Source organism: Alginatibacterium sediminis (assembly GCF_003610775.1).
In the GTDB taxonomy this organism is placed as follows: Bacteria; Pseudomonadota; Gammaproteobacteria; order Enterobacterales; family Celerinatantimonadaceae; genus Alginatibacterium; species Alginatibacterium sediminis.
The window spans coordinates 380,653-406,459 of the sequence record NZ_RAQO01000006.1 but is presented as its reverse complement, the minus strand read 5'-3'; the positions used below and the strand labels follow the sequence as shown (position 1 = coordinate 406,459).

Annotated in this window: 21 protein-coding genes; 15 read left to right on the top strand and 6 right to left on the bottom strand. The window is 43.5% G+C overall.

Annotated elements, in window-relative coordinates; genetic code table 11:
* Positions 1–152 precede the first annotated feature (152 nt).
* From DBZ36_RS12670 to DBZ36_RS12660, 3 genes are read left to right on the top strand one after another with little or no spacing between them, the layout of a single operon-like run.
* Positions 153–881: a 5-oxoprolinase subunit PxpA gene (locus DBZ36_RS12670; RefSeq protein WP_120355310.1), complete on the top strand. Its 729-nt coding sequence runs from the start codon at positions 153–155 to the stop codon at positions 879–881.
* Positions 881–1,585, top strand: coding sequence for a 5-oxoprolinase subunit PxpB (gene pxpB, locus DBZ36_RS12665; protein ID WP_199711860.1), 705 nt, complete (start codon positions 881–883; stop codon positions 1,583–1,585). The genes DBZ36_RS12670 and pxpB overlap by 1 nt, the downstream gene beginning before the upstream one ends.
* Positions 1,564–2,514: a 5-oxoprolinase subunit C family protein gene (locus DBZ36_RS12660; protein WP_120355309.1), complete on the top strand. Its 951-nt coding sequence runs from the start codon at positions 1,564–1,566 to the stop codon at positions 2,512–2,514. Before pxpB ends, DBZ36_RS12660 begins: the two co-directional genes overlap by 22 nt.
* Here the strand turns inward: DBZ36_RS12660 and DBZ36_RS12655 are convergent.
* Entirely contained in the window at positions 2,511–2,924 is a 414-nt protein-coding gene (locus DBZ36_RS12655) for a phosphate-starvation-inducible protein PsiE (RefSeq protein ID WP_120355308.1), read from the bottom strand. The two genes, DBZ36_RS12660 and DBZ36_RS12655, sit on opposite strands and share 4 nt — an antisense overlap.
* 208 nt (positions 2,925–3,132) lie before the next feature.
* Here DBZ36_RS12655 and DBZ36_RS12650 point away from each other — a divergent pair, with 208 nt between their 5' ends.
* The 8 genes from DBZ36_RS12650 to DBZ36_RS12610 all read left to right on the top strand — a co-directional run bounded on the left by DBZ36_RS12650 (position 3,133) and on the right by DBZ36_RS12610 (position 13,098).
* Complete coding sequence (locus DBZ36_RS12650) at positions 3,133–4,290, top strand: winged helix-turn-helix domain-containing protein (RefSeq protein WP_120355307.1); 1,158 nt, start codon at positions 3,133–3,135, stop codon at positions 4,288–4,290.
* 263 nt (positions 4,291–4,553) lie between these two features.
* Positions 4,554–6,095 (top strand): GGDEF domain-containing protein, encoded by a 1,542-nt coding sequence (locus DBZ36_RS12645; RefSeq protein ID WP_120355306.1) that lies wholly within the window; start codon positions 4,554–4,556, stop codon positions 6,093–6,095.
* Between the two features lie 88 nt (positions 6,096–6,183).
* Positions 6,184–6,819 carry an HAD family hydrolase gene (locus tag DBZ36_RS12640; protein WP_120355305.1) on the top strand — a complete coding sequence of 212 codons (636 nt, stop codon included), beginning with the start codon at positions 6,184–6,186 and terminating at the stop codon, positions 6,817–6,819.
* 241 nt (positions 6,820–7,060) lie between these two features.
* Positions 7,061–7,969, top strand: coding sequence for a LysR family transcriptional regulator (locus DBZ36_RS12635; RefSeq protein WP_120355304.1), 909 nt, complete (start codon positions 7,061–7,063; stop codon positions 7,967–7,969).
* A gap of 417 nt (positions 7,970–8,386) precedes the next feature.
* The gene (locus tag DBZ36_RS12630; RefSeq protein ID WP_199711859.1) at positions 8,387–9,724 is read left to right on the top strand and encodes a metal-dependent hydrolase family protein; all 1,338 of its coding nucleotides are present in this window, start codon (positions 8,387–8,389) and stop codon (positions 9,722–9,724) included.
* A gap of 192 nt (positions 9,725–9,916) precedes the next feature.
* A complete protein-coding gene (locus tag DBZ36_RS12625; RefSeq protein ID WP_120355303.1) occupies positions 9,917–10,819 on the top strand; it encodes a hypothetical protein in 903 nt (300 codons plus the stop codon).
* Positions 10,820–10,872: 53 nt separating this feature from the next.
* Positions 10,873–11,289: a VOC family protein gene (locus DBZ36_RS12620; RefSeq protein WP_120355302.1), complete on the top strand. Its 417-nt coding sequence runs from the start codon at positions 10,873–10,875 to the stop codon at positions 11,287–11,289.
* 1,038 nt (positions 11,290–12,327) lie between these two features.
* On the top strand, positions 12,328–13,098 hold the full coding sequence (locus DBZ36_RS12610) for a PEP-CTERM sorting domain-containing protein (protein WP_120355300.1): 771 nt from the start codon (positions 12,328–12,330) through the stop codon (positions 13,096–13,098).
* Between the two features lie 324 nt (positions 13,099–13,422).
* Here DBZ36_RS12610 and DBZ36_RS20525 read toward each other — a convergent pair whose 3' ends face one another.
* From DBZ36_RS20525 to smc, 5 genes are all read right to left on the bottom strand, one after another.
* Positions 13,423–13,575, bottom strand: coding sequence for a hypothetical protein (locus DBZ36_RS20525; protein ID WP_158589095.1), 153 nt, complete (start codon positions 13,573–13,575; stop codon positions 13,423–13,425).
* 101 nt (positions 13,576–13,676) lie between these two features.
* Positions 13,677–14,417, bottom strand: coding sequence for a copper homeostasis protein CutC (locus DBZ36_RS12605; RefSeq protein WP_120355299.1), 741 nt, complete (start codon positions 14,415–14,417; stop codon positions 13,677–13,679).
* Positions 14,410–16,422, bottom strand: coding sequence for an NAD-dependent DNA ligase LigA (gene ligA / locus DBZ36_RS12600; protein WP_120355298.1), 2,013 nt, complete (start codon positions 16,420–16,422; stop codon positions 14,410–14,412). Before ligA ends, DBZ36_RS12605 begins: the two co-directional genes overlap by 8 nt.
* Positions 16,423–16,544: 122 nt before the next feature.
* Positions 16,545–17,648 carry a cell division protein ZipA gene (gene zipA, locus DBZ36_RS12595; protein ID WP_120355297.1) on the bottom strand — a complete coding sequence of 368 codons (1,104 nt, stop codon included), beginning with the start codon at positions 17,646–17,648 and terminating at the stop codon, positions 16,545–16,547.
* Between the two features lie 110 nt (positions 17,649–17,758).
* Positions 17,759–21,202: a chromosome segregation protein SMC gene (gene smc / locus DBZ36_RS12590; RefSeq protein ID WP_158589094.1), complete on the bottom strand. Its 3,444-nt coding sequence runs from the start codon at positions 21,200–21,202 to the stop codon at positions 17,759–17,761.
* A gap of 209 nt (positions 21,203–21,411) precedes the next feature.
* Between smc and cysZ the strand changes: the two genes are divergently transcribed.
* The 4 genes from cysZ (at position 21,412) to ptsI (ending at position 25,788) form a co-directional block, all read left to right on the top strand.
* Positions 21,412–22,170: a sulfate transporter CysZ gene (cysZ, locus tag DBZ36_RS12585; protein ID WP_120355295.1), complete on the top strand. Its 759-nt coding sequence runs from the start codon at positions 21,412–21,414 to the stop codon at positions 22,168–22,170.
* Positions 22,171–22,452: 282 nt separating this feature from the next.
* On the top strand, positions 22,453–23,421 hold the full coding sequence (cysK, locus tag DBZ36_RS12580; protein WP_120355294.1) for a cysteine synthase A: 969 nt from the start codon (positions 22,453–22,455) through the stop codon (positions 23,419–23,421).
* A gap of 335 nt (positions 23,422–23,756) precedes the next feature.
* Positions 23,757–24,014 carry a phosphocarrier protein Hpr gene (ptsH, locus tag DBZ36_RS12575; RefSeq protein WP_120355293.1) on the top strand — a complete coding sequence of 86 codons (258 nt, stop codon included), beginning with the start codon at positions 23,757–23,759 and terminating at the stop codon, positions 24,012–24,014.
* Between the two features lie 46 nt (positions 24,015–24,060).
* Positions 24,061–25,788 carry a phosphoenolpyruvate-protein phosphotransferase PtsI gene (gene ptsI, locus DBZ36_RS12570; RefSeq protein WP_120355292.1) on the top strand — a complete coding sequence of 576 codons (1,728 nt, stop codon included), beginning with the start codon at positions 24,061–24,063 and terminating at the stop codon, positions 25,786–25,788.
* Positions 25,789–25,807: the final 19 nt, after the last annotated feature.

Genomic DNA, 25,807 nt, shown 5'->3' with positions numbered 1-25,807 from the left:
GCGATTTTAGGTGAAAATAGTGCTCACTATTTTACCGATTCGATTAAACTGTATACGATTGCACACACGGTGGCAACATATTGAATACATTTTGCATGTGAATTACATTCGATGTATCTTTATCGTACAGTTCGTTCTAGTAAGGAGGATTCATGAAGCTTAATTGTGATATGGGTGAAAGCTACGGAAATTGGACTATCGGATTAGATAGCGAAGTGATGCCGTGGATAGATATGGCGAATATCGCTTGTGGGTTTCATGCATCTGATCCAGATGTAATGGCCAACACCATACAACTAGCCAAACAACATCAGGTAGAGATTGGAGCCCACCCCGGATATAACGATAAGCAAGGCTTTGGCCGACGCTCAATACCCCATTCATTTGACCAAATAAAAAACCTAGTGGCGTACCAAATAGGCGCGATGCAAAGCATGTGTGCCCTGCAACAATGTCAGCTTGAGTATGTGAAACCGCACGGTGCACTTTACAACGATATGATGGACAGCTTAGAAGTCTTCGAAGCGATTGTTGAAGCCGTGGCCTTAACCATGGACGACCCAAAATTGATGCTATTGGCCACCAGCGACGCCCAGCCTTATCAATCAATTGCGCAGCAACATCAGGTAGAACTGATTTTCGAAGCCTTTGCCGACAGAGCTTACACGGCCCAAGGTAAGCTTGTACCTCGAACGCAAGAAGGAGCAGTGCTTCATGATAGCAGCGCAATTATCCAACAAGTTGTCAGTTTGGCAACCTTTGGTAGTATTCGCGCGATCGATGGCTCGGTACTGGCGTTGGAGGTGGATACCATATGCGTGCATGGCGACAATGCAGAGTCGGTACAAAGCGTCAAAGCGATTAAGGCGGCGATTAGCTAGTGTATCCGAGTATTAAGCCGGTTTCGGAATCAGCGTTTATTATCTATTTTGGCGATCATATCGATCTCGCCTTGCCACAATTAATTGCCCGAGTAAAAGCAAGACTAGAGCAGCTATCCGGCTTCGCCTTAATCGAGTGTATTGCCTCGTACACCACCTTACTCGTGGAGTACCATCCGCTAAAAATAAGCGCCATTGAACTCCACGCCCTCATTGAATCTGCGCTTAGAGAACTACCCGCTGAAAACCAAGTGGCTCAAGGGAAATGCATAGAATTGCCCACCTACTACAGCTTGCAAAGTGGTCCAGACCTTGCCCTAATTGCCAAAGCGAAGGGCTTGAGTATTGAGCATATTATAAGCATTCACAGCCAACAACGCTATACGGTTTGCGCGATTGGCTTTGCACCAGGCTTCGCATTTTTAGCCAGTGTCGATAAGGCGATACAAAGTCCACGCCATCACAAACCGAGAATGCTAGTACCCGCTGGTAGCGTCGGTATTGCAGACCAACAAACTGCTGTGTATCCGACTCAAAGCCCCGGAGGTTGGAATATAATTGGCAATTGCCCACTGCCATTGTTTGACCCAAGCGGCGACCCCATCACGCCATTTAGTGTAGGCGACAGCGTGCAATTCAACGCCATAGATTTTGATGACTATGTATCACTAGGGGGGCAAATATGTTGGGATTGGAGGTCTTAAATCCGGGCGTACTGAGCTTGGTACAAGATTTGGGGCGCTTTGGCGTAGCACATTTAGGCTTAAGTCAGGGCGGACCCGCAGATCTGCATGCTTTTTGCTGGGGAAACCGGCTGCTGAACAATCCTAGCAATAGTGCCAGTATCGAGATTGCCTTAGGACAAGCAAGTTTTAAAGCACTAGCCGATTTAAGTATAGCGATAACCGGTGCTGACATGGGCGCAAGTATAGACGGCATTTCACAGGCCAATTGGCAAAGCTTTCGTTTATTGAAGCATCAAACACTTCGTTTCTCCGGTTGTCGAAAAGGACAACGAGCCTATTTAAGCATTGAAGGAGGCGTTCAAACTAAGGCAATCTTCGATAGTGTTGCTACGGTTGTTCGCAATCAACTTGGTGGTCTTGCACAGCAAGGGCAGGATTTTAGCCATGGCAAGCCGCTTCAAAAAGGTGACAAAATAGCCTTCCAAGCCAGCCGCGAACACGCTAAACAAGGGCAGCAATTAGTGCCCACACAGTTTATTCCAGACTATAGCGAAACCCTGAAAATTGGTGTCATTGAGAGTTATCAAAACGATGCGTTTGAAGCTGTTCAAAAGCATCGTTTTTATCAATCACAGTATGTAGTTACCGCACACAGTGATCGCATGGGCATACAGCTCAAAGGTCCCAAAATAGAATCGCCCGTCACTGGTATTATTTCTGAAGGCATCGTCGCGGGTTCAATTCAAATACCAGCTAATGGCCTGCCAATAATTTTAGCTTGTGATCGCCAGACGCTGGGTGGCTATGCCAAGTTAGGCTCAGTTATAAAACGCGATCAATGGCGACTGGCTCAAGCTAAACCAGGGACCAAAATCCATTTTGAGCCCGCAGATTTAAACTTAGCAACGCAGCAATGGATGACTTTCATGAGGTTTTTTGGTCTTTAGTTTTTTTTAGTAATGCGTTCGCCATACTCGTTATATGGAAACTTGCTATGACCATATCGGATGGCCAAAATTGCCAACGCAATCACCAGCATAGCTGCCGCGAGGCCTAGCATGCGCATAGTATCTAGATTTTTCATATCTAGAATTAAATAACGCGCTAACGCAACAACAGCAATATATAAGGGCATTCGAACCGGTAGCCGCCCCGATTTCAAGTACAATCCCACCATGGCAAACACTTCTAAGTAGATAAACAGCAGCAGAAGATCGGCTAAGCTTACGCTTTGCTCTTGATACATCGACCAAACTTCGTCGGCCATGGCTATAGTTGTCAGAATAGCGATAATTAGAAGGCCTATATCTTCAACTAATTCAATTGCTTTGTAGCCAAGTCCTTTCATTCTATTCATGTACAATTCCATTTGTCTCACGGTTGCTGGAATATTAACTAGCTTTATAAGCAATAGGTATTAATACTTTTGTAAGTCTGCACGTTCTAGCTACAACTCAGTCGCATGCGTTTGAATTGCTTAAATTTGCTATGTTTTTACGAATACGTTACAAACGATTCATAAATACATTTTTGCCATTAATCGTTGCCTATTCATACTGAGTCTTATGCAATCACTGTCAATCCCCCAAGCAAGAAAACTGGCTTTACTGGCCCAAGGCCTGCCAAAGCAAAGTTCGAAATCAAGCCCACTTTCAAGAACTTTAAGTGCTTTTGAGCGTTTGGGGTATGTTCAAATTGACACCATTTCAGTAGTTCAGCGCGCCCACCATCATACGCTTTGGAGCCGCAACCCAAGCTATCAATTGGAGCACCTCGATCAGCTAGTCGCTGATAAACATGTTTTTGAATACTGGGCCCATGCAGCAGCTTATCTACCCATGCGTGATTTTCGGTATACTTTAGTGCGCAAAGCTGCGATTAAATCAGGTGAACAAAAACACTGGTATAGCAAAGACCACAAACTAATGGCGGAAGTATTAAAACGCATAGAACACGAAGGCCCGCTGATGGCCAAAGACTTTTCAGGCGAAAGCTATAAAAGCAATGGCTGGGGTAGTAAACCGACCAAACAAGCCTTAGAGAATCTATTTATTCAGGGCGACTTAATGATTACGCAACGTAAAAATTTTCATAAGGTCTACGATCTTAGTTCCAGAGTACTGCCCTCACATGTCGACACCTCTATGCCAAGTGAGCAAGAATACGGGCATTTTTTAGTGTTGAGCTATCTAAACGCGCATGCTTTTGGCAATCTTAGCCAAATAACCTATCAGCAACGAAGCTTGAAACCTTTAGTAGTAAGCGCACTAGAGCAACTCTCTGAAGAAGGCAAGCTAAGCCAGCTTACAATTAATGGTGACCCATTTTACGTGCTCACCAGTGCCCTTGTTTTACTCAATAACAGACTCAACAAAAAGCAGGCCAAAATTCTATCGCCTTTTGACAATCTATTGATCCAACGAGCGCGAGCCTCTGCCGTGTTCAACTTTGATTACTTACTAGAATGCTATGTACCTGCGGCAAAGCGCCAATATGGCTACTTTAGTTTACCGATCTTGTGGGATGGTACCTTGGTAGCACGCGCGGACTGTAAAGTAGATAAATCAACTCAAGTATTGAACGTTATTTCACTGACCATAGAGTCGTCAGTGCGTCACAAGGATGCCTTTTTATCAGCCTTAGAAGCAGAGCTAAAGAATTTTGCTAGCTTTAATCAGTGCCTTAGCTATCGCATTAACCTCGTCAATATAATTGAAAACTAATACTGTGTACGATCTTAAACCTAACGGAGCTTTCCTTACACGCTGCAAAGCGTGCGTCATCGGGCTCAACTTTGAATGAGGTAAGTTAATACCAACGCTGTTATTTAGTAACAACCAATCTGATTTATTTCTCCTCAAAATGTGGGTAGAAACACGCTATTTTTTGCAAGCTCAGTACCAGTAAAAGTCATAGCTTATTTACTCTTTACGCATATACTACTTGCGTTTACTTAAATGGAATTTGTCGTAGAAGTGTCACTTAAATGCCAACCTTAGATAATCGCACCCTACTCGTCGTAACCGCTCTTATCGCGATAGGCTCAGCGCTCGCACTAATATCGCTTTGGCGAGCTCAATCAAAACCCAATGGTGCGGGGTTTTGGGCCGCAGGCATGACTTGCGTAGCCCTCGCCAGCATTTTGATTTCTGGCCGTGGGAACATTCCTGATTTTGTATCGCTCGTCATCGCAAATACACTCTATGTACTCGGTTTTCAACTTCTGTACCGGGGAATTCGAGTTTTTACCAATCAACGCCCTCTTCTTATTTTTGACTTTAGCTTGTTACCTATCACAGCATCTCTTTTTTTCTACTTTAAGTATGTTGATGACAATGTAAATATAAGAATAGTGGTGCTTTCGGCAGCATTTGTGGTGATATGCTCAGCAGTTGTGATTACCATGTTGAGGGAGCAAAAAGCCCCTTGGCGTTTTGCCGGTTATGCAGTAGCGACAGTTTTTGCACTGTTTGGCTCAGCCCACTGTACCCGCGGTTTTGTGGCTTTAATAACCCCGTCAGAACAATCGTTTCTAAACCCAAGTGTTACCTCATCGTTAGTTTTTTTGGGTGGCGTATTTATGATTGGGGGTATAGCTATTACCTTGATTTTGTTAACCCATGCAGTGCTTGAATCTGAGTTGCGCATGTTTTCGCTTGCGGTTGAAAAATCGGCATCGTCAATTATTATTACCGACCGAGACGGCTCAATAGACTACGTGAATCCGGCTTCGACTCAAAACAGTGGTTATACATCGGCAGAGCTCATTGGTAAAAACCCTAGAATTTTACAATCTGGCGAAATGCCAAAACAAGAATATGCATCGTTGTGGGGATCTATATCCGCTGGTAAAACTTGGAGAGGTGAGTTTCATAATCGTAGAAAAAATGGAGAGCTATTCTGGGAAATAGCTTCAATAGCGCCAGTAAAAAATAGAAGCGGTGAAATTAGCCATTTTGTTGCAATCAAAGAAGACATCAGCGATCTCAAAGACGCTAAGGCACGCATTCAACATCTTGCTTATCACGACATGTTGACCGGACTACCAACGCGTCAACTCGCAATGGAGCATCTTTCAAAAGCGTTAGCCGCTGCCCGCCGAGATACATCGAAGGTTGCTGTGTTATTTGTCGATTTAGATGGTTTTAAGTCGATTAATGATAATTTTGGCCATGATGCGGGCGATCAAGTACTGAAACAAACGGCTGAACGCTTGAGTTCATGTATACGCGAGGGCGATACGGTTGCTCGCTTTGGTGGCGACGAGTTCTTGGTTGTATTACCTAATGTCATTACCGATGACACAGTGACAAATGTAGCTCATCGGATGATACAAACCCTTGCTACACCTTATAAAGATGGTATGAACAGTCTAAATACCAGCGCAAGTATCGGCATCGCTCTATTCCCCGAGCATAGTGAAAACCCACAAGAGTTAATCAAACTTGCGGATCAAGCCATGTACAAGATCAAGCGCCAAAGCAAGAACAATTACGTAATCTACAAAGCTGAATCAGAACTAGATTAAGCACCATTAAATAGTATTAGTTTGATAGTAAATATAAGGAAAATTGATCTAAGGTGTATAGCCACATTCAACAAATAATAGAACAGCTATGAAACATGTCATGCTTGATGTCGACGGGACACTCATTCAATCTTATGAGCTTGATGAGCGTTGTTTTATAGCCGCTGTGCTCGAGGCCACTGGGTTGCTTATAAATCAGGATTGGGCAAACTACCCGCATGTCACGGACCGCGGCATTCTTATGCAGTTTATTGAAACTCAGGCTCCGCATTTATCTCTCGTAGAGCTAGAACCGCTGGTAAAATCTATTTTCATTGGCAATATTAAATCAGCGCTGCGTCGTGAAGCAGCCCAAGAAGTTTTGGGTGCAAAAACCTTTGTGGACAGTTTGCTTAACAATCCTCAATATGTGGTTTCTATCGCCACTGGCGGATGGGGCGAAACAGCCAAACTCAAGTTAGAGTCTGCTGGATTTGATACAGCTAAGTTAAACATCTCTTCATCTAACGACCACTACTCACGAGTCGAAATCATGAAGCTTGCTAACACGAAGGAGGGCAAAAAGTTAGATCTCCCAGTCACCTATTTTGGGGATGCGCAGTGGGATCTACAAGCCTGCGCAGAACTTGATATGAATTTAGTCATTGTGGGATCAAGAGTCTCTCATCATCAGCGTATACCCGATTTTTCACGGCCTCGCCAAGCCCTAAGTTATTTATACTAAATCAGGTGTATGCTAGCGTAAATATGAAGGCCTTCGTCACGTAAGCCAATACATATCTCCTCCACTAAGCTTATCAATGGAGAGCAAATTTCCGTGGGTAAATCTAGATTATCTTGTGCCTTAACAGACTATCTTTATACTCAAGGAAACAAGCTCACTTTTTTTGAGCTTATTTATATAGTAACAATTACACAGATTAGGTCAGCACACTGGAATATCTTACACGGAACTGTATTAGATTATGAATTTTAGCCTTGAGCAGCTCTCTGCATTTGTCACCGTATACGAAGAAAAAGCCTTTAGAAAAGCAGCTGAAAAGCTTAATAAACACCGTACAACTATTGCCCAAGTAATCACTAATCTTGAGGACCAACTTGCCGTAACACTTTTTGAGCGAAGCGCTCGCTCGGTTGAGCCAACAACCGACGCAGTTTTGTTATATCACTACGCGAAACAAGCCCTAGAACAAGCCAAAACCTTTGATAAGTTTGCACTTAGCTTATCTTTCGGTGGTCTAGAATCAGTGACCATTGCCTATTCAAGTTTAATACCTACGGTTGTCGTTTCAAAAATCCGTCGCCAGATAGATAACGACTTTCCAACAATGCGGGTCAACTTGATAATAAGGTCCAAACAAGAAATCAAAAAAGGTATACAAGACGGAAATATCCAATTTGGCATTGTAAACATCTATGAAAGTCAGGTGATCAATAGTATTGATTATACCTTTCTGGGTAACTTACCTTTCGTCCCCTATTGCCATAGCGACAACAAACTCGCCAAAATGTCTTCTAATAGAACTTTGCAAGCGATGAGTTCAGTACGCCAATTCGTACTTAAATCGATGATTGACGATGGCATGGCCGAAAAAGCGGTTATTGCAGCAAACCATGAAAGTGTGGATCAACTATCGACGATCATTTCATTGATTCAAGATAACTTAGGCTGGGCATTGTTGCCCAAAGCCGTTGTGGATTCAGGTTATGACACCCAGGAACTCGTTGAGATTCAAAGCGATAAACTACTGCAAGATTTTAAAGTACCATTCGCCTTATGGTGCCCTCATTCAAAGCAAGTCTCCGAGCTTAAAAAAACCATCGTTAAAGTACTAGACGCTTATGGCAAGCAACTCATGAATCCAAATAATTAGTTGCCGCTCTATATTGAACAGAATTTTAGCTGAATAAACACCAGTTTCCCTGTCATTTCTGTGCCTTGAGATGACAAAACTAGTTGTCGGTATACGGCTGCCCTATTGATCTACCTGTATTCAGAACCAACTCTGGTCTCTTCGACCTCGTATATCTTTTTTCACCTACAAACAGCCATTAATCTGCTTAGTCATACCCTCTATTCAAAATTGGACGGATCCTATCCATCCAATCGAATTGTTGGATATTTAACAATCGGTTTATTCTTTGGCCGTCGAAACAAGATGCGCACTGAATCGCAACGCTTCAAATAAAATAGACATAAATATTGGTCTTTCTCAATGCATATGAACACTCTGTCATTCATGTTGCTAAGTAGATCACCAATCGCTTAAACATTAAAATGAGACTTCAAAATGAAAACTAAAGTTATGCTGTTAGCACTTATCACAAGTGCAATTTTTGCTGCCCCTGCAGCTTTTAGCAAGGACGATGCATCAACTGCAACATTGATTACCGGTGCTCGTATTTTTGACGGCATATCTGAGAATTTGCTCGAAGGCCAAGATGTATTGGTGAAAGATGGCGTTATTGCACAAATTGCTAAAGATATTGATGCGCCAGCTGGCGCAACGGTTATTAACGCCGAAGGCCGAGTTTTGACCCCTGGTTTAGTATTTATGCATGAGCATCTAATGATGCAATTGTCATCGCCAGACTTACTATTTCGAGATGACCGCTACAAAGCAATTGTCGCTGGCAACATCGCTGAAGATTACCTTGAGCGTGGTATTACCACAGTCCGAGACGCTTCCGGTAATACCTATGGCTTAAAGGCCGCTATCGACGACGGTCAAACACCTGGGCCACGGATCTACCCTTCTGGTCCAATGATCTCTCAAACTTCGGGGCATTCTGACCATCGTTTCCCCACTGATAAATCCGTAGAAATGGGCGGACATCACGACCTGCTTGTTAGCGAAGGCGACTTCGTGGTTGCTGACGGTGTTCCAGAAATGCTAACGGCTACCCGTGAGAACTTACGCCGAGGATCTTCACAAATAAAGATTGCTGTTGGCGGGGGCACGGGATCGGTCTCTGACCCACTTGAAGTTGTAGAATTCACCGACGAAGAAATCCAAGCTGCGACAAAAGCCGCCAGCGATTTTGGTACCTACACGATGGCGCATGTTTACAACAACGAAGGTGTGCGTCGAGCCATCGACAATGGTGTAAAATCAATAGAACACGGTAATCTAATCGATAAAGATACTTTGCAGTACATCAAAGACCAAGGTGATGTCTGGTTATCACCTCAGGTAAGCGTATATACGTTTATTCCTGCTGGTTATACCGAAGGTCAAGCGCATAAACATCACCAAGCCTTTGAGGGCATAGACCATATGTTTAAAACAGCCAAGGAGATCGGTTTCGATAAAATAGTTATTGGATCCGATATCATCAGCAACCCTGAAGCAATTGCGAAAATTAATGAGGAATTCACCTTCCGTGCTCAATGGTTCTCGCCTATCGAAGTGATGCGCCAAGCAACATCTAAAGGTGGTGAATTATTAGAGCTTTCGGGCGTGCTCAATCCATATCCCGGTAAACTTGGTGTGATTGCTCAAGGTGCCCACGCTGATCTGCTTTTGATCGACGGAAATCCGCTAGAAGACCTTTCAGTGATGACTGACCATGAGGCAAATTTTGACTTAATTATGAAGGGTGGCGAGATTTACAAAAGCGACCTTTAAAAGTGCGACTTCGGCTAATACCTTGCTCACTAGGTATTAGCCGACAATCCAATACTAAACTTCCATACATCTAGACCTAAAAAAATCACGAACCGCTTTCGGCCATCCATACCTTTTTACTATAATGACTATGATTATTTTGAAACTCCAAGACTATTGACCAAACGACGAACTTAAACCCATAGAAGAGCAATGACCGAAACCGATCTTTTAGCTAGGGCTTTATATAGCAGCGCAATTATTCATCAACCGCACGCGTTAAAAGCAGTTGTAGCAGCGCAGCATTTGTTTATCGTCTTCGATAACGATGACACTATTTGGACTCAAACCGACGCGCTTATTGCGATTGGTAGTGTCACAACAAACGAAAGCTATTTTAGTGCGATCACAGCGCCGCAATTCTCGCAAACGCGTATAAAAAAAATATTGGCGCAAGGTATCTACCCGGCAGCCTACCAAGCGCTGTCACAATGGCATGATCAAAAAGGTTTCGCTGACATCTTTGAATACTACTTGCCAGTTGCCTTAAGCCATAATGAGTATCTATCACACAATGTAACCTTACTACTAGCCTTTCGTTCGCTCTACCCACAGCTAAATGAGAGGCAAGTACCTCCATTTCTTAATCGTGTTACCGAGTATATTAGTTCCACTTATGGGGGCCTCAAAGCAAGTGCATTAGTTACTCCAAGGGTTTACAGCCAACAACAGCTACTCGAAGTTTGCTTAGCCCAACCCAGTTTCTTTGGTCACAATCTGATAAGTTTAGCTTGGATACTTAGAAGTAAGCACTTATTGGACGAGCAACAGCTCAATATTTTATTATCTAATCTTTACCAACAAGCGACTCAGCCATTAGAGGATGTAGAAGACTGCATTGACGAGGTGATAATGCGCAGCGTCGACGAACAGGCCAATACTTTAGGCCTATTGCACAGTTTACATCACTTGGTTTTTGGGACACGCAGTAACCTACATCAAGTCACACTTGCTGATGCCTTGTATTACTTGCAGCAGCTGTTTCCAGATACAAACCAAGAGCTAGACCGAATCGCACGTTACTATGTTGCGTGGCTTGGTGTTGAAGACCAATAGAGTTTAATGGATTCCGCCAACATACAAGTGATTAAAACAAGGAGCTACATCGAATGAGCAATGTTTTCCACTATGCATTTAAGGTCAAAGACCTAGAGACAACTAGAAAGTTCTATATCGATATTTTGTCATGCAACGAGGGGCGCTCCACCGATACTTGGATAGACTTCGATCTTTTTGGCAATCAGCTCTCGGCGCATGTAGGTGACGTTAACCAAAAACTCGATTATTGCGGGCTTGTAGACGGCGTATCAGTACCAATCCCCCATTTTGGCTGCTTACTGAGCAACAGCCAATTTGAGCAACTAGCGCAGCGTTTAGAGAACGCACAAGTGAACTTTATTGTTAAGCCCCAAGTTCGATATGAGGGTAAAAGTGGTCAACAAAGCACCATGTTTGTACTCGATTTCAGCGGAAATCCTATCGAGTTTAAGTCTTTTGAAAATAGCGACGAGGTTTTTGGAAGCTAGTTAATGCTGGACGAAACAGTGCATACCCAGCCTTGAAACACGCAGACAAGTTTATTAATGCAGCAGTAATTTTGGTCAAACCATTTGTCATCTTGCTTGGCAAGTGTGCTCACAAAGAAAGCGATCAAAAAATAACTGTTTTCTCCATATAATTGGTGACCAAAACGTGAGCTTCTGATGGAAAAGTCGCATAGATTGAAATTTATATAACGCTCATTCACTTGCATGAGTAACTGTTTATTCAATTTAAAGCTTTTTATCCTATCGAAGTTAACGTACGCGTCGAAAGCTAAGCTCTTTTCAAATGCTGGGTATGAACATACTCACAATAGGCAATACAATGGATCCAACGCATCACAATATTGCCGGTGGTATGCACTAGTGATACTGCATAGCAACAATCAAAAACAAATACAGCTTTGGCCTTAAGTATAGGTGTATAATTTTCCGACACTTAGGTCTGTAGCCATGAATGTTTTCCCGTATCACTAAATACATATCATGCAGGCTTTACCGGATTTGGAGTTGTTGACATGACAGCTTATAGCCAATAACTCAAAGCATCTATACCACAAAGCCCTTAATCCGGGGCTTTAAGCAACATTTGCACGAAACCATAATAGTTATTTATTTAAAGCTTATTGGTATTATTTTGAGGATATACCGCAAAAGCAAAATGCAGTTATTTCGTTTGAATTCTGTCGATGTTGAGTATAAAAATCTATAAGCTGAAAAGCATTCAGACTAGTATTAATACGTTGCGAAGTACTTAACAAGCGCGAGAGCGCACAAGACTGCCATTGATTGTCTGCTTTTTGTCCGCTCTAAATCCTTCCATATTAGATTTTAAATCTATGCGAACATACACAAGAAAAATAAAGACTTGCTAAGTGTCAGCTATATTTACACTTTTCACTTTACTAATACAACACCAATTTCTTATGCCATTGTTTTAATGCGTTATTTTATATCTGGTGTTGTTCTTGCTTTCTATTAAATACACGTCTGACCAGTTGCTACGAAAAGGATAATGTAGAAATGAAAAAGGTACTTGTAACGCTAATAGCTATGGGTTCATTAGTCTCAACATTCACATTCGCGGGCCCGATAAATGGTACAGGTTTTATAATCCCAGACGTTATTTTTGGATCTGGTAATGCCAACGGTTCATTCACAGGGACGACCGAAAACAACGTAGAATTAGGTTTGCGCGGTAAAGTGCGATATAACTTACTCGGAGTCCCCGAAAACACCTTTAATTACGACGGTAACCGAACTTATACATTCGATCCTGCTAGCAGTAATGCACCTGCTAATCGCTCGGTATTCAACTTCGAATGGTCAATCAACTCAGACGTAATTGGTAGTGGTCAAACACCGCTCACTTCGTTTTTCTACCAGCTTGATATTGATCTTGATCCAACCGTGGGCACAAATTTTCTGAGTTTCGATCCAATTAATTTAGATGTTGCTGACCATGCCATTGGAAACAATGCCACTGGGAATGGTGAAGGTTCGGTTGCAGGAAACGAAACTGATTACGGCAACATGATTTCTACTTCAAACGTTGGTCAAAACTCTTGGAACCTTGGTTTTTTTAGCCCTGATGGCTTTGACCCACAAACAGAGGGCATGTTTACTATTGGTCTTTCTGCGTTCTTTGCCGATGGTTCGCTTGCGGCATCAACTGATATTGACATCATTTATGGTAATGTACCTTCATCTTCAGTCCCAGAGCCTGCCAGTTTAGCACTATTAGCATTGAGTCTTGTTGGTCTGCGGTTTAGCCGTCGAAAAGCAAAAGCTTAGTTCCGAAAGGTATTTGACAGCAAATGGCTCCATACTGGGGCCATTTGGGTATCCGGGCTTTACTCTAAGAATTAAGCTAAGCTGCCGCTTTAAAGGGTTTTCTGTGGTTACAATGAGATCTTGGGCAGGAATTATTATGTTGAATGGCCTATTACTCAGACTGTTTGCAAAAACTATATAAAGTAAAATATACCTTTATGTGTTCTGGGCTAAAACTTCCAGTTACTGCGTTGCGATTCTAGATAACTATTCATTACCGGTTAGCAAAGTGACTTTTCCAGCTTAGCCTTACGTGGTTTCATTAGAAATACTCTTGCATTTACATCACACTAGCTTATTTTTTGGCTTCTCTGTAGCTAGCGATAACTTTAAGGATTCGAACTCTTGCTTTAAATCTGCGATATCTCGTTTTGCGGCCAAGGCATAAGACAAGCCAGCAAGTCCAAATACAAACCCTATGATTCCCATCGCTTCCATTTTCAATTCCTTATACATTTAAGCTAGATTTAGACCCTTAAGTGAAATCAGCTTGTTTCAATTCAACCCAGCTATATATGGCTTTGGCAAGCCAAGCAAACTTAGAAAAGTCGTCTAACAGCTGCTACTTTCTTAAAATCGGTAACATCTATCCAACGATCAAGGTCCGCGTCTTGCCCCATCACCGCATTCGAGGTCCCCGTGAAAAGTGATTCACGTTTGCCTTTGCCCGAGAGGTGAACTTCACCCGCTCCGGTTTGTTCTACAATCTGCTGCGCATTACTTGCATTAAGTCCTGCGCCGGGCATGATTTTAATGCGGTCATCAGCTTGCGTAGCCATTGCTTCAAGCGTAGCAATACCTTCAATCGCACTGGCTCTCTGGCCAGAACTCAAAATACGCTCGAAACCAAAATCGATTAGAGTTTCTAAGGCATTTTGCCAATCGCTACATAGATCAAAAGCACGATGAAAGGTCAAACCTACGCCGTTTGCAGCTTCCACCAAACGTTTTAAATCAGCTTGCGGCAATAGCCCTTCGGAATCAAGTAAACCTAGTACAACGCCGTGCACGCCTAGGGATTTAAATTGTTCGATCTCAAAGCACATCATGTCAACTTCGGCGGCGCTATATACAAAATCACCACTTCTTGGGCGTACCATGGCATAGATAGGAATGGGGCTATTGGCTATGGCGTAGCTAAGTAATGCGCAGCTAGGCGATAGACCACCGAGTGCTAGCGCGCTGCATAACTCAATGCGATCAGCACCAGCTTCAATAGCGGTGTGCAGCGACTCGATATTATCGATGCAGACTTCGATTTTAACCTTAGATTTACCCATATTTTGCTAATTCATCAAGCATTGTTTGCTCATCCCAAATCTCAAGACCTAAGTCTTGTGCTTTGGTTAACTTAGAACCCGCAGATTCTCCAGCAATGACCACATCGGTTTTCTTCGACACACTGCCGGTGACTTTAGCACCTAAGTTTTGTAGCTGGGCTTTTGCTTCACTGCGGCCCATTTGATTCATGGTGCCCGTAAGCACAAACACTTTACCGTCAAATGGCAATGAGGCTTGTTCACGTTCTTCAATTTCAGGCCAATTTAGCTCAAGAGCCAAACGTTCAACTAAGTCTAAGTGCTTTTCATCTTTAAAAAAGAAGCGTAGATGTTTTGCTACTATTTCGCCAACATCAGGAACTTTTTGCAGCGTTTCCAAACTTGCACCGCTGATGGCAGGCAAGGTTTTAAAATACAGGGCAAGGTTACTGGCAGTCGCTTCACCAACCTCTCGAATACCCAAGGCATAGACAAACTTGGCCAAGGTGGTTTGTCTGGCCTTTTCGATACCTTCTAGCAATTTTTCAAGCGAGCGCTCTCCCATTCGCTCTAGATTCATGAGCGCGCCAACCTGGTCTTTCAAGTAGAAAATATCCAGAGGACTGTGTAGCAGGTTTGCGTCAACCAGCTGTTCAACCAACTTGTCGCCAATGCCGTCAATGTCGAGCGCTTTGCGCGACACAAAGTGCTTTAGCGCCTCTTTTTGCTGCGCCGCGCAACCTAGTCCATTGTTACAACGAATAACGGCTTCGCCTTCAATGCGTTCTAACTCACTGCCGCACACCGGGCACTCACCAGGGAAACGAATATCTATTGCGTCCTCGGGCCTACGTTCTAGTATCACCCGTGCAACTTGCGGAATTACATCACCGGCACGACGCACAACCACTGTATCGTTGATTTTTATGCCAAGTCGTTCAATTTCATCACTATTGTGCAAGGTGGCATTACTCACCGTAACGCCGCCTACAAATACAGGCTCCAAACGCGCAACTGGCGTTATTGCCCCAGTGCGGCCGACTTGAAACTCAACATCTTTAAGTATGGTTAACTCTTCTTGGGCAGGGAACTTATGCGCAATCGCCCAACGCGGCGCTCGCGCAACAAAACCGAGTTGCTGCTGCAAGGCAATGCTATCGACTTTATAAACCACACCGTCAATCTCATAAGGCAAATCGGTTCGACGAGCGCCAATTGACTGGTAGTAATCTAAACAACCCTTTAGTCCATCAACACGCTTAAGTTCTGCGCTGACTGGAAAGCCAAAGTCTTTTAAACGTTGTAGATTATCAAAGTGGCTGCCGGCAAGTGTTTCACTAACAGCACCTAAGGCATAAGCATAAAAGCCCAAGGGACGCTTAGCTGCCAATTTGGGATCAAGTTGACGCAAACTTCCTGCCGCGGCATTGCGCGGATTAGCAAAGGTTTTTTCGCCCTTTGCTAACGCTTCTTGATTTAGGCGCTCAAAACCAGCTTTAGGCATGATAATTTCGCCTCGAACTTCTATTTTTTGCGGAATAAAATCGCCACGTAAGCTAAGAGGTATGGAGCGAATTGTGCGAACATTGGCCGTAACATCTTCCCCTACTCGCCCGTCACCGCGGGTGGCCGCGCGTGTTAGCATGCCATTCTCGTAAACTAAACTGATAGCCAAACCATCTAACTTAGGCTCAGCGCAATACTCAAGCGGCTCATTTAGGGCTAGTCGCTCGGAAATACGTTTATCAAAAGCACGGAGTTCATCTTCGCTAAAAGCATTGTCTAAGGACAACATCGCTTGATCGTGTTCAACTTGGCTAAACGCGCTTAACGCCGCCCCACCCACACGTTGCGTCGGTGACTGCGGATCGCGTAATTTGGGATTACTGAGCTCTAGCGCTTGTAGCTCTCGAAACAGGCGATCGTATTCTGAATCCGGCAGTTTAGGCTCATCAAGTACGTAATAATGATAGTTTAACTCTTCGAGCTGTTGGCGCAGTTGTTGGACTTGATCGGCTGCTGACATATCTAAAACTCTCTTTAATAATTTGCAAAGCAAATGCGGATGACTGCCGCTTTACTAGTAAAAACTGAAAAAAAAGCCCCTGTAAACAGAGGCCTTATTGGATAGCAAGGAACACAAATAGCCTATTGAGCGGCCAACAATTGCTTGCGTTCGTATTCGCGTACCCTTTGCTGATAATGGTTCAAGGTTTGCTGCGTCAGCGGGTTACGTTGGTCGTCGACCAACAAGCCATTGAGTTCGCGAGCAATCGCAAGCGCTGTCGTATGCATCATATTGAAGTTTTTATATGGTTCTCCCGGACCAGGAACCGCCATAAAGAAGGTCATGCCACGGGTTTCAAATTCCTTGATAGTATCCATATTGAATACCCCTGGGTTAAGCATGTTAGCAACGCTATACACCACCGAACCGTGTCCAGAATTGTCCTCATGGCGATGAAATATATCCATTTCACCAAAGAACAAACCATGGCTATCTAAGCAATTAACAACGTCTAAACCACTAAACGCTTTACCGCGCTGGGCAACGACGTTTAGTACAAACACGTCTTCAGGCTGTGGATGGCTAGGTACTTCACTATCTGTGCTGGCGCTTAACTCTGGCTCAATGCGGCTCTCATTTGTCGACGGGCTAAGGCTCGGCTCACTAGGCTCTGGGTTTGCTGCAACGGGCTCAGGGATTGCATCTTCAATTTGCAATTCAAAAGCTGAACGCGTTGGATTAGTTGCAGGGCTTGGGCTTGTTTGAGCAGCTGGCGTTGGCTCAACATTTACAGCACTGGGTTCATCATCAAGAGCCGAAAACGAAAAAGCAGGCTCGCGTCGCTCACTTGGCGTTTCATTAACCGGTACCTGCTCGGCTTGAGTAAGCGCTGGCTCACTATAGGGCGATGGAGCAGATTGAGCCGGAGGAGGATTTGAGATAGTTCCATGGGCTTCTGATTCATCTAAGCCAGAAGCATTAGCATTGCTAACAGATTCTTCTGATTCACTTAAATCCTGAAAAAGAGGATCACCAATTACCCGTGCTTCGCCTAAGCCAAACTCGTCAAATCCTTGATCGTCTCGAGGACCTAAGTCCGCTTTTTTCTTCTTCGATTTAGCTTTAGTCTTAGCATCTTTAAGTTTAACGGGACGATTCTTGCGACTGCTCCAAAATCCATGGGCTAGTAAGGCAACAATTAATATGATCCCGACAACAATTAGGACTATGCGAAGTTCCTGCATGCAATACGTCTCTTTATTTTTAGTCTTAAAATGAAGGCACTAACTCGATTTATACACTATTGTGTAACACATTGCGATAGTCGACATTCGGTTTACTGTTCAATTGCACACTATTCCAACCAAGTAAGTGCTTGTTCTACATCAACTGACACCACTCTTGACACTCCAGCCTCATGCATCGTAACCCCTAAAAGCTGACTGGATTTCTCCATGCTTTGCTTATTATGGGTAATCATCACAAACTGGACCCGTTGCGACATTTGCTCAACCATATTCGCAAACCGCCCTACATTAACGTCATCCAAAGGTGCATCGACTTCGTCAAGCATACAAAAGGGTGCTGGATTTAGTTCAAATATAGCAAAAACTAGCGCTAATGCCGTTAGCGCTTTTTCGCCACCCGATAACGACATAATGCTGCTATTCTTTTTGCCCGGTGGTTGCGCCATGATACGCAAGCCTTGTTCGTTTTCATCGCTATCACCTGCAATGGGGCAGCGCTGTAAATAGGCTTTACCACCCCCAAATACTTGGGGAAACAACACTGCAATATGTTGGTTAATTTGATCAAAGGTCTGGTTAAATTGTTGACTACTTTGTTTATCAATTAATGCAATCGCCGCAGCTAACTGCTCCAGCGATAAGTCTAAGTCTCGGCGCTGTTCTATCATGGCTTCGAGCTCAGCCTGTTTGTCTTTTAGTTCCAGCTCCGCTGCCAAATTGACCGGCCCTAGCCGCTCTATTTTTTGCTGAATGTCTTCAAACTCGTGTTCAAAATCATGTTGTTCAAGCAGCCGCTCTCGGCTTGGTACTTCTAAACTGGCAAGCTCTGGATTTTTTTGATACTGCTGGTCGAGGGCTTCGAGACGCGTTTTTACTGATTCTTGTTTAAGCTCAAGCGCATGCATTAATTTGCGCTGCTTCTCAATGCTCTTTTGTTGAGTTTTAACGCCATGTTGCATCTGATCTATCAAGGTTAACCGGTCACGACGCTGTTCTAAGCTAAGATTTAGTTGCTCTGCGATTTGAGCTAACTCATGCTCTAATTTATTTAGGCGCAATTGGCTTAAGTCGTCTTGAGTTTCGACTTTGGCATGCTCCAGATTGGATAAGCTCTTATGCTGCTCAGCTAGAAAGCTTTGTCGCTGCTCAATTTGAGCGCTTAGTGCGGCAGATTTAATCTGCTGTTGATGCAAATTCCCTAGGCAGTCTTCTTGCGCTTTTTTGGCGTTTGTTAACTGCTTTTCAAGCGAGATTACATTTTGTCTCGCGCTCTCACATTGCGTTTGTAGCTGCTCAACAGCTTGCCCCTTAGCTTGCTCACTAGCGATCTGTTCTAGAACAAGTTGTAAATCTTGGCATTGTTGGCGCTGCTCTGAAAGCTGCTGTTGTATCACTTGTCGTTGCGCTTGAGCTGCATGATCTTGAGCACTTAAAGACTCCAGCTTGGACTTGGCTTGTTGCGCTTCAAGCTCAGCAACATGCTTATTATTTTGATGCGTCACAAATTGTTCTTTGGCTTCATTTAGCTGTTGCTGTATTTGGGCGCAATGTTGTTGTTGCTGCAACTGAGACGTAAGCATTTCACTGACATGCATTTTGGCTACAGCAAGGGTCTTGGTTTGAGTTTCTATATCTTGCTGCAGCCCAGACCAATTAAGGCGCTTAACAGGAAGGTCCATCAGTTGCCAATTCTGACCGATCCAATATCCTTCTGAAGTTATTAAACTTTCATGCTGTTGCAAGTGCGAACGCAAGTCCCAAGCCTGTTGAAGGCTGGTGCACAGTAGTATATTTTCAGCAAATAGCGCTAGATTTCGGGGTTGACATTGACTGGCTAAGTTTGACAGCAATGCTAGGTCGCGATGCCTCTCACCGGATTGGACTTGTTTTGGGTTAGTGAATACAGCACTCATAATGTCACTAGGGAGCGCACTAACAACTGGTACTTTCATCCATCGACTGTGCACTTGCTCAAATGCCATAGCCCAAGGCGCATTTACCGTGACCAATCGTCCCAAACTCTGCTCAGACAATTGAGAGTCACAATCTTCAAGTTGCTGATTTAAAATGTTTAGCGCTAGTTGTTGTTCGTGCTTGCTCATTTCCAATTTTTGGATAGTAGCTTGAATGCCGTCCAAGCTTAAGGACTCGATTTCAACTTGACGCTCTAGTTTTTCCGTAGCCGTTTTGGCTGTTTCAAGTAATAATTCACACGCATCAAGCTGCTGTTTTTTAGCTATCTGTATGGCTTTACTTTGCTGTAGTTGGGCTAGTTCAACTCCCTGTACAGTCATTAACTGTTGTTGCAGGCTCGACAATGATTTCTGTGCAAGAGATAATTCTTTTTGCGCACTTAGATGTTGCGATTGCTGTTGTTGCACAAGCCAATTGCTTGCATCGAATGCCGCTTGATCTTTGGCTAATTGCTGTTGAGCCTGGCTGTATTCACCTTGAATAGATTCAAGCGTTTTCCCTTGCTGTTCTAGCGTTTCAGTATGTTGTTCTTGCACACGCAACAGCTGGGTTTGCTGCTCGGTTTGTTGTTGTAGTTGTTGCTCGGTTTTGTTGATTTCAACGCGCAGAGACTGCATACGCTCCGATTTTTGTAGCTGAGCTTGTTTTGACATCGCGATTGATTGTTGGAGCTGATGCTGCTGCGCTTCTAGCTTTTGCTGCTGCTGCTGTTTTTTCTGCTGATTGTCGTATTCGCGTTCTAAATCAAGACTTACAATTTGTCGCTGATTCTCTTTTAAGGTCAAGGCTTGTTCAAGTTGATGGATTTCAGATTGAAGTTTAGTTATTTGCTGATCGTTATGTTGCGACTGAGCTACAGCTTGATTGCGAGACTGATAGTATTCTAATTGCTTTAATTCACGTTGCTGCTGGCGAAGTTTACGAAAACTAAGCGCTGACTCAGCCTGTACTTTTAGCGTATCCGTTAGCTGACTTAAGCCGGTTTCAATATCAAACAAACGTTGCATGTTGGTTTGCGTGTGCTCAATCCTTAATTGGGTTTCGCGCCGACGTTCTTTATACTTACTAACGCCTGCGGCTTCTTCGATTAGTACCCTTAATTCAGCTGGTTTAGACTCGATTAATCGAGATATCATCCCTTGTTCAATGATCGCATAGCTGCGAGGCCCTAAGCCGGTGCCTAAAAAGATATCGCTGATATCACGTTTGCGGCAGCGTTGCCCATTAAGATAGTAGTGATTACTACCGTCACTTAATAATTCTCTTCGCAAAGCAATATCGGTATAAGCACTGTAAGCGCCACCGAGCTTGTGTTCTCGGTTGTCGAAAATGAGTTCAACCATTGCTCTATTAGCCGCACTACGCCCCGAAGCGCCATTGAATATTACATCGGTCATGGATTGACCACGTAGATTTTTCGCAGATGCTTCGCCAAGCACCCAGCGTACGGCATCTATTATATTGGATTTACCACAGCCATTTGGCCCAACGATTGCGGTTAAGGCACTTGGAAAATCAACTTTGGTTACATCAACAAATGATTTAAACCCAGCAAGACGTACTTGTTTGAGGCGCATTCCAAAACTCTGCATTATTAGACACAGCAAACTGTAACAAAGCTGACTTAGCATCGCGACAAACGTTTTGATCTAAAGCTGACATCAATGTGCCATACCATCGATTACTAGCAAGAACATCAATATCAACTCAAGACTTTGGGTATTAATATTGGCAACGATTCGTAAAATGGTTATCTTGGTGACCTAAAATTTTATAGGATTATTGTGTGAACGCTCATCAGGACGCAAGCCAACAGAGACATCAAGGCTTTGCTTATCTATTACAGGGATTACAACTCATTTCCCAGCCGGGCTTACGCCTTTTTGTTGTCGTGCCACTAGTTATCAATGTTTTACTATTCGGATTGAGTTTCTTTTGGTTGTATCAGCAACTTGGAGGCTGGATTGACCAAGCTTTAGGCATGTTACCTACGTGGCTGCAATGGTTGAATATGATCCTATGGCCGCTAGCTATTATAAGTGTGCTGTTAGTCTATGGTTTTAGTTTTAGCATGCTGGCTAACATTATAGCCGCGCCATTTAACGGACTGCTTGCCGAGAAAACCGAGCAGTTCCTCGTATCGGGAGACGCTGACTCCACCGGTATTTGGGACATGCTAAAAGATGTCCCAAGAATTTTGATGCGAGAACTACAAAAAATTGGGTACTGGTTGCCTAGAGCAATCGGGATCTTTTTGGTGTTTTTGATACCCGGTGTTGGACAGGTTGTAGCAGCGCCGCTGTGGTTCATCTTTGGCGCCTGGATGATGACAATTCAATATGGCGACTACCCCTTTGATAATCATCGAGTACCCTTTAAGACAATGCGCCAACAACTTGCTCAGCACCGACTACAAAATTTGAGCTTTGGTGCCCTAGTCTCTATTTGTGCAAGCTTGCCGATAATTAACCTGATTATCATGCCGGTTTCAGTTTGTGGCGCCACCGCCATGTGGGTTGACCACTACCGTCATCAGAATCATTAATGGCCATGCCCAGGTTGCTGCAGGCAGCATGGGCTAAATTACTTATCATTCATAAGCTTGGCATACCTTCAACAATTGTATCCTTGGTTCGCCTCACTACCTTTAGCTATATCAACTTATCGCTTAATTACATAAGGTTATAAAAAAACGTTCCTTAACCTTCTCGCCCGCAAGGGATATGCTGCATGGGTAACTGAATTCAATAGACGGGTCTTGCTCCTTGTTGCAAAGCAACGGTAGTCCATCGCGATGACCCTACGTACAAATTTTAAGGAAGAATCAATGAGCAAAATTTACGATGATAACTCGCTAACGATTGGCAAAACTCCGCTAGTACGTCTAAACCGCGTTTCAAATGGCCGAGTATTAGCAAAAGTTGAATCTCGCAACCCAAGTTTCAGCGTAAAATGCCGTATTGGTGCAAACATGGTTTGGGATGCTGAGAAAAAAGGCATTTTAACTCCTGGTAAAGAATTAATCGAACCAACCAGTGGTAATACAGGTATTGCTTTAGCATTTGTTGCATCTTCTCGTGGTTACTCCATCACACTGACAATGCCAAACACGATGAGCTTAGAGCGTCGTAAGCTACTTAAAGCCTTGGGCGCTAACCTAGTGTTAACCGAAGGCGCTAAAGGTATGAAAGGTGCTATCGATAAAGCTGAAGAAATTCGCAACTCAGATCCTGAGAAATATGTATTGCTACAGCAGTTCAGCAACCCAGCTAACCCAGAGATCCATGAGCAAACGACTGGCCCAGAAATTTGGGAAGACACCGATGGCGACATCGACGTGTTCGTAGCCGGTGTTGGTACAGGCGGTACTATTACAGGTGTTAGTCGTTATATTAAAAACACGCAAGGTAAAGCAATCACCAGTGTTGCTGTAGAACCTGTTGATTCTCCTGTTATTGCACAAGCAAAAGCTGGTGAAGACTTAAGCCCAGGGCCTCACAAAATTCAAGGTATCGGTGCCGGCTTCATTCCTGGCAACCTAGACTTGGACCTTGTCGATGAAGTAGCACACGTATCGAATGATGATGCAATTGACATGGCGCGTCGATTAATGGAAGAAGAAGGTATTCTAGCGGGTATCTCGTCTGGTGCAGCCGTTGTTGCAGCTAACCAAATTGCAGCTCGACCAGAGTTTGCTGACAAAACTATTGTCGTAATACTTCCTAGTTCCGGTGAGCGTTATTTAAGTTCGGCACTATTTGCTGACATTTTCACTGACCAAGAAAACCTGCAATAAGCGATAACCCGCTTAAATTCTGTATAAAAAAGCGCCAGAACGGCGCTTTTTTTTGAGCTGCATCACAATTCTTATTTCGCAACGAAAATTAACTCTATTTTGTTTTGTCATATTCAAGCCTAATCCTATACTTCACGCAACATTAAAGCGGAGTAAATATTTCCATTTGTAACAAAAAGTTATTTTTTTGATACATATTTCTCGACAAAAAATAACTTTAGTGGAAATTTTCATATCTCCAACTACGATTTAGACTGAGTTTTAGAAATATCACCAAGCTTAGCTCGATTTTACTTTTGCTGAATTGTTCAGCGCACAACCTTAGGAATGCGAATATGTTTGAGAAAAATGTTGTTATCACCGCAGAAAATGGCCTTCACACTCGTCCAGCAGCTCAATTCGTAAAAGAAGCGAAAGCTTTCCCTTGTACTATTACTGTTGCTAGCAATGGTAAATCAGCAAGTGCAAAAAGCCTTTTCAAGCTTCAAACTCTTGGTCTAACTAAAGGTACAGAAGTTACAATTAGCGCTGAAGGTGAAGATGAGCAAAAAGCTGTAGAACACTTGGTTGCATTGATGGACGAACTTGAATAAGCAGTATTGCAACTTGGTTTTCATTGGCAACATAGGTAATTAGATTATGATTTCAGGTATTCTCGCTTCACCAGGGATAGCATTCGGTAAAGCATTGCTGCTCAAGGAAGAGAAAGTCGTTATAAATACATCCAAAGTTGCGACAGCGGATGTAGAAGTTGAAGTAAAGCGCTTTTTCGATGGCCGTCAAAAAACTTCTGAGCAATTAGAAGAAATTAAAGAAATGGCCGGTAAAACTTTCGGTGAAGAAAAAGAAGCTATTTTCGAGGGGCATATTATGCTGCTCGAGGACGAAGAGCTTGAAGAAGAAATTATTGCAAACATTCGCGATAGTCGTATGACTGCCGAAAATGCTGCGCAAAGTATCATCGAACAGAATGCTCAAATGTTGGCAGAGCTCGACGACCCATATTTGAAAGAGCGTGCTGCAGACTTTCGAGATATTGGAAATCGCTTAGTAAAAAACATTCTAGGCATGGAAATGGTTTCTTTAAGCACCATTAGCCAAGAAGTTATTTTAATCGCCAATGATTTAACCCCATCTGAAACAGCTCAAATCAACCTAGATAAAGTTTTGGGTTTTGTCACTGATATCGGCGGGCGTACAGCGCATACTTCGATCATGGCCCGCTCGCTTGAGCTGCCAGCAATCGTGGGTACCAACAATGTAACCGAGTTAGTAAAATCGGGTGACTTCTTGGTTCTAGATGCACTAAACAATGAAGTCGTTGTGAATCCAAGTGAAACACAATTAGCTCATTATAAGCGTTTACAACAAGACCACATTGAGACGAAAGCAGAACTTGCCAAGCTTAAAGACCTGCCGGCTATCACGCTCGATGGCCATCAAGTTGAAGTTTGTGCAAATATCGGAACCATTAAGGACTGTGACGGCGCTCACCGTAACGGCGCTGAAGGTGTAGGCCTTTACCGCACCGAGTTCTTGTTTATGGACCGTGACCAACTGCCGACAGAAGATGAGCAATTTGACGCATACAAAGCAGTCGTTGAGTCAATGCAAGGCCAACCCGTGATTATCCGAACCATGGATATCGGTGGCGATAAAGATTTGCCTTACCTTGATTTGCCAAAAGAAATGAACCCGTTCTTAGGATGGCGAGCGATTCGCATATTCTTCGACCGAGAGAACATTATGTTTGACCAGTTACGCGCCCTACTTCGTGCTTCGGCATTTGGTAAAGTGCGTATCATGTTCCCGATGATCATTTCTGTTGAAGAAGTTCTCAGTTTGAAAGCAACCCTTGCGAAACTCAAAGACCAATTGCGCGAAGAAGGTAAAGATTTCGATGAAAATGTCGAAATTGGCGTGATGGTTGAGACTCCTGCTGCTGCAGCTATTGCACATCACCTTATTAAAGAAGTAGACTTCTTTAGTATTGGTACCAATGACTTAACTCAGTATACGCTAGCCGTAGACCGGGGTAATGAATTGATCTCAGCGCTATATAACCCAATGTCACCTGCGGTTCTTAGCCTAATCAAACAAGTCATTGATGCTTCACATGCTGCTGGCAAGTGGACCGGTATGTGCGGCGAATTAGCTGGTGATGAAACCGCAACCTTACTGCTATTGGGTATGGGACTTGATGAGTTTTCAATGAGTTCAATCTCAGTACCAAGTGTTAAGAAACTGATTCGTAACTGTAACTTTAGTGATGTTCAAGAACTTGCAGAACAAGCGCTACAAGCGCCTACCGCTGATGAAATTACAAGTTTGGTGAACAACTTTATTAAACAAAAAGCGGTCAGCTAGACCGCTCAATCCTGATTAG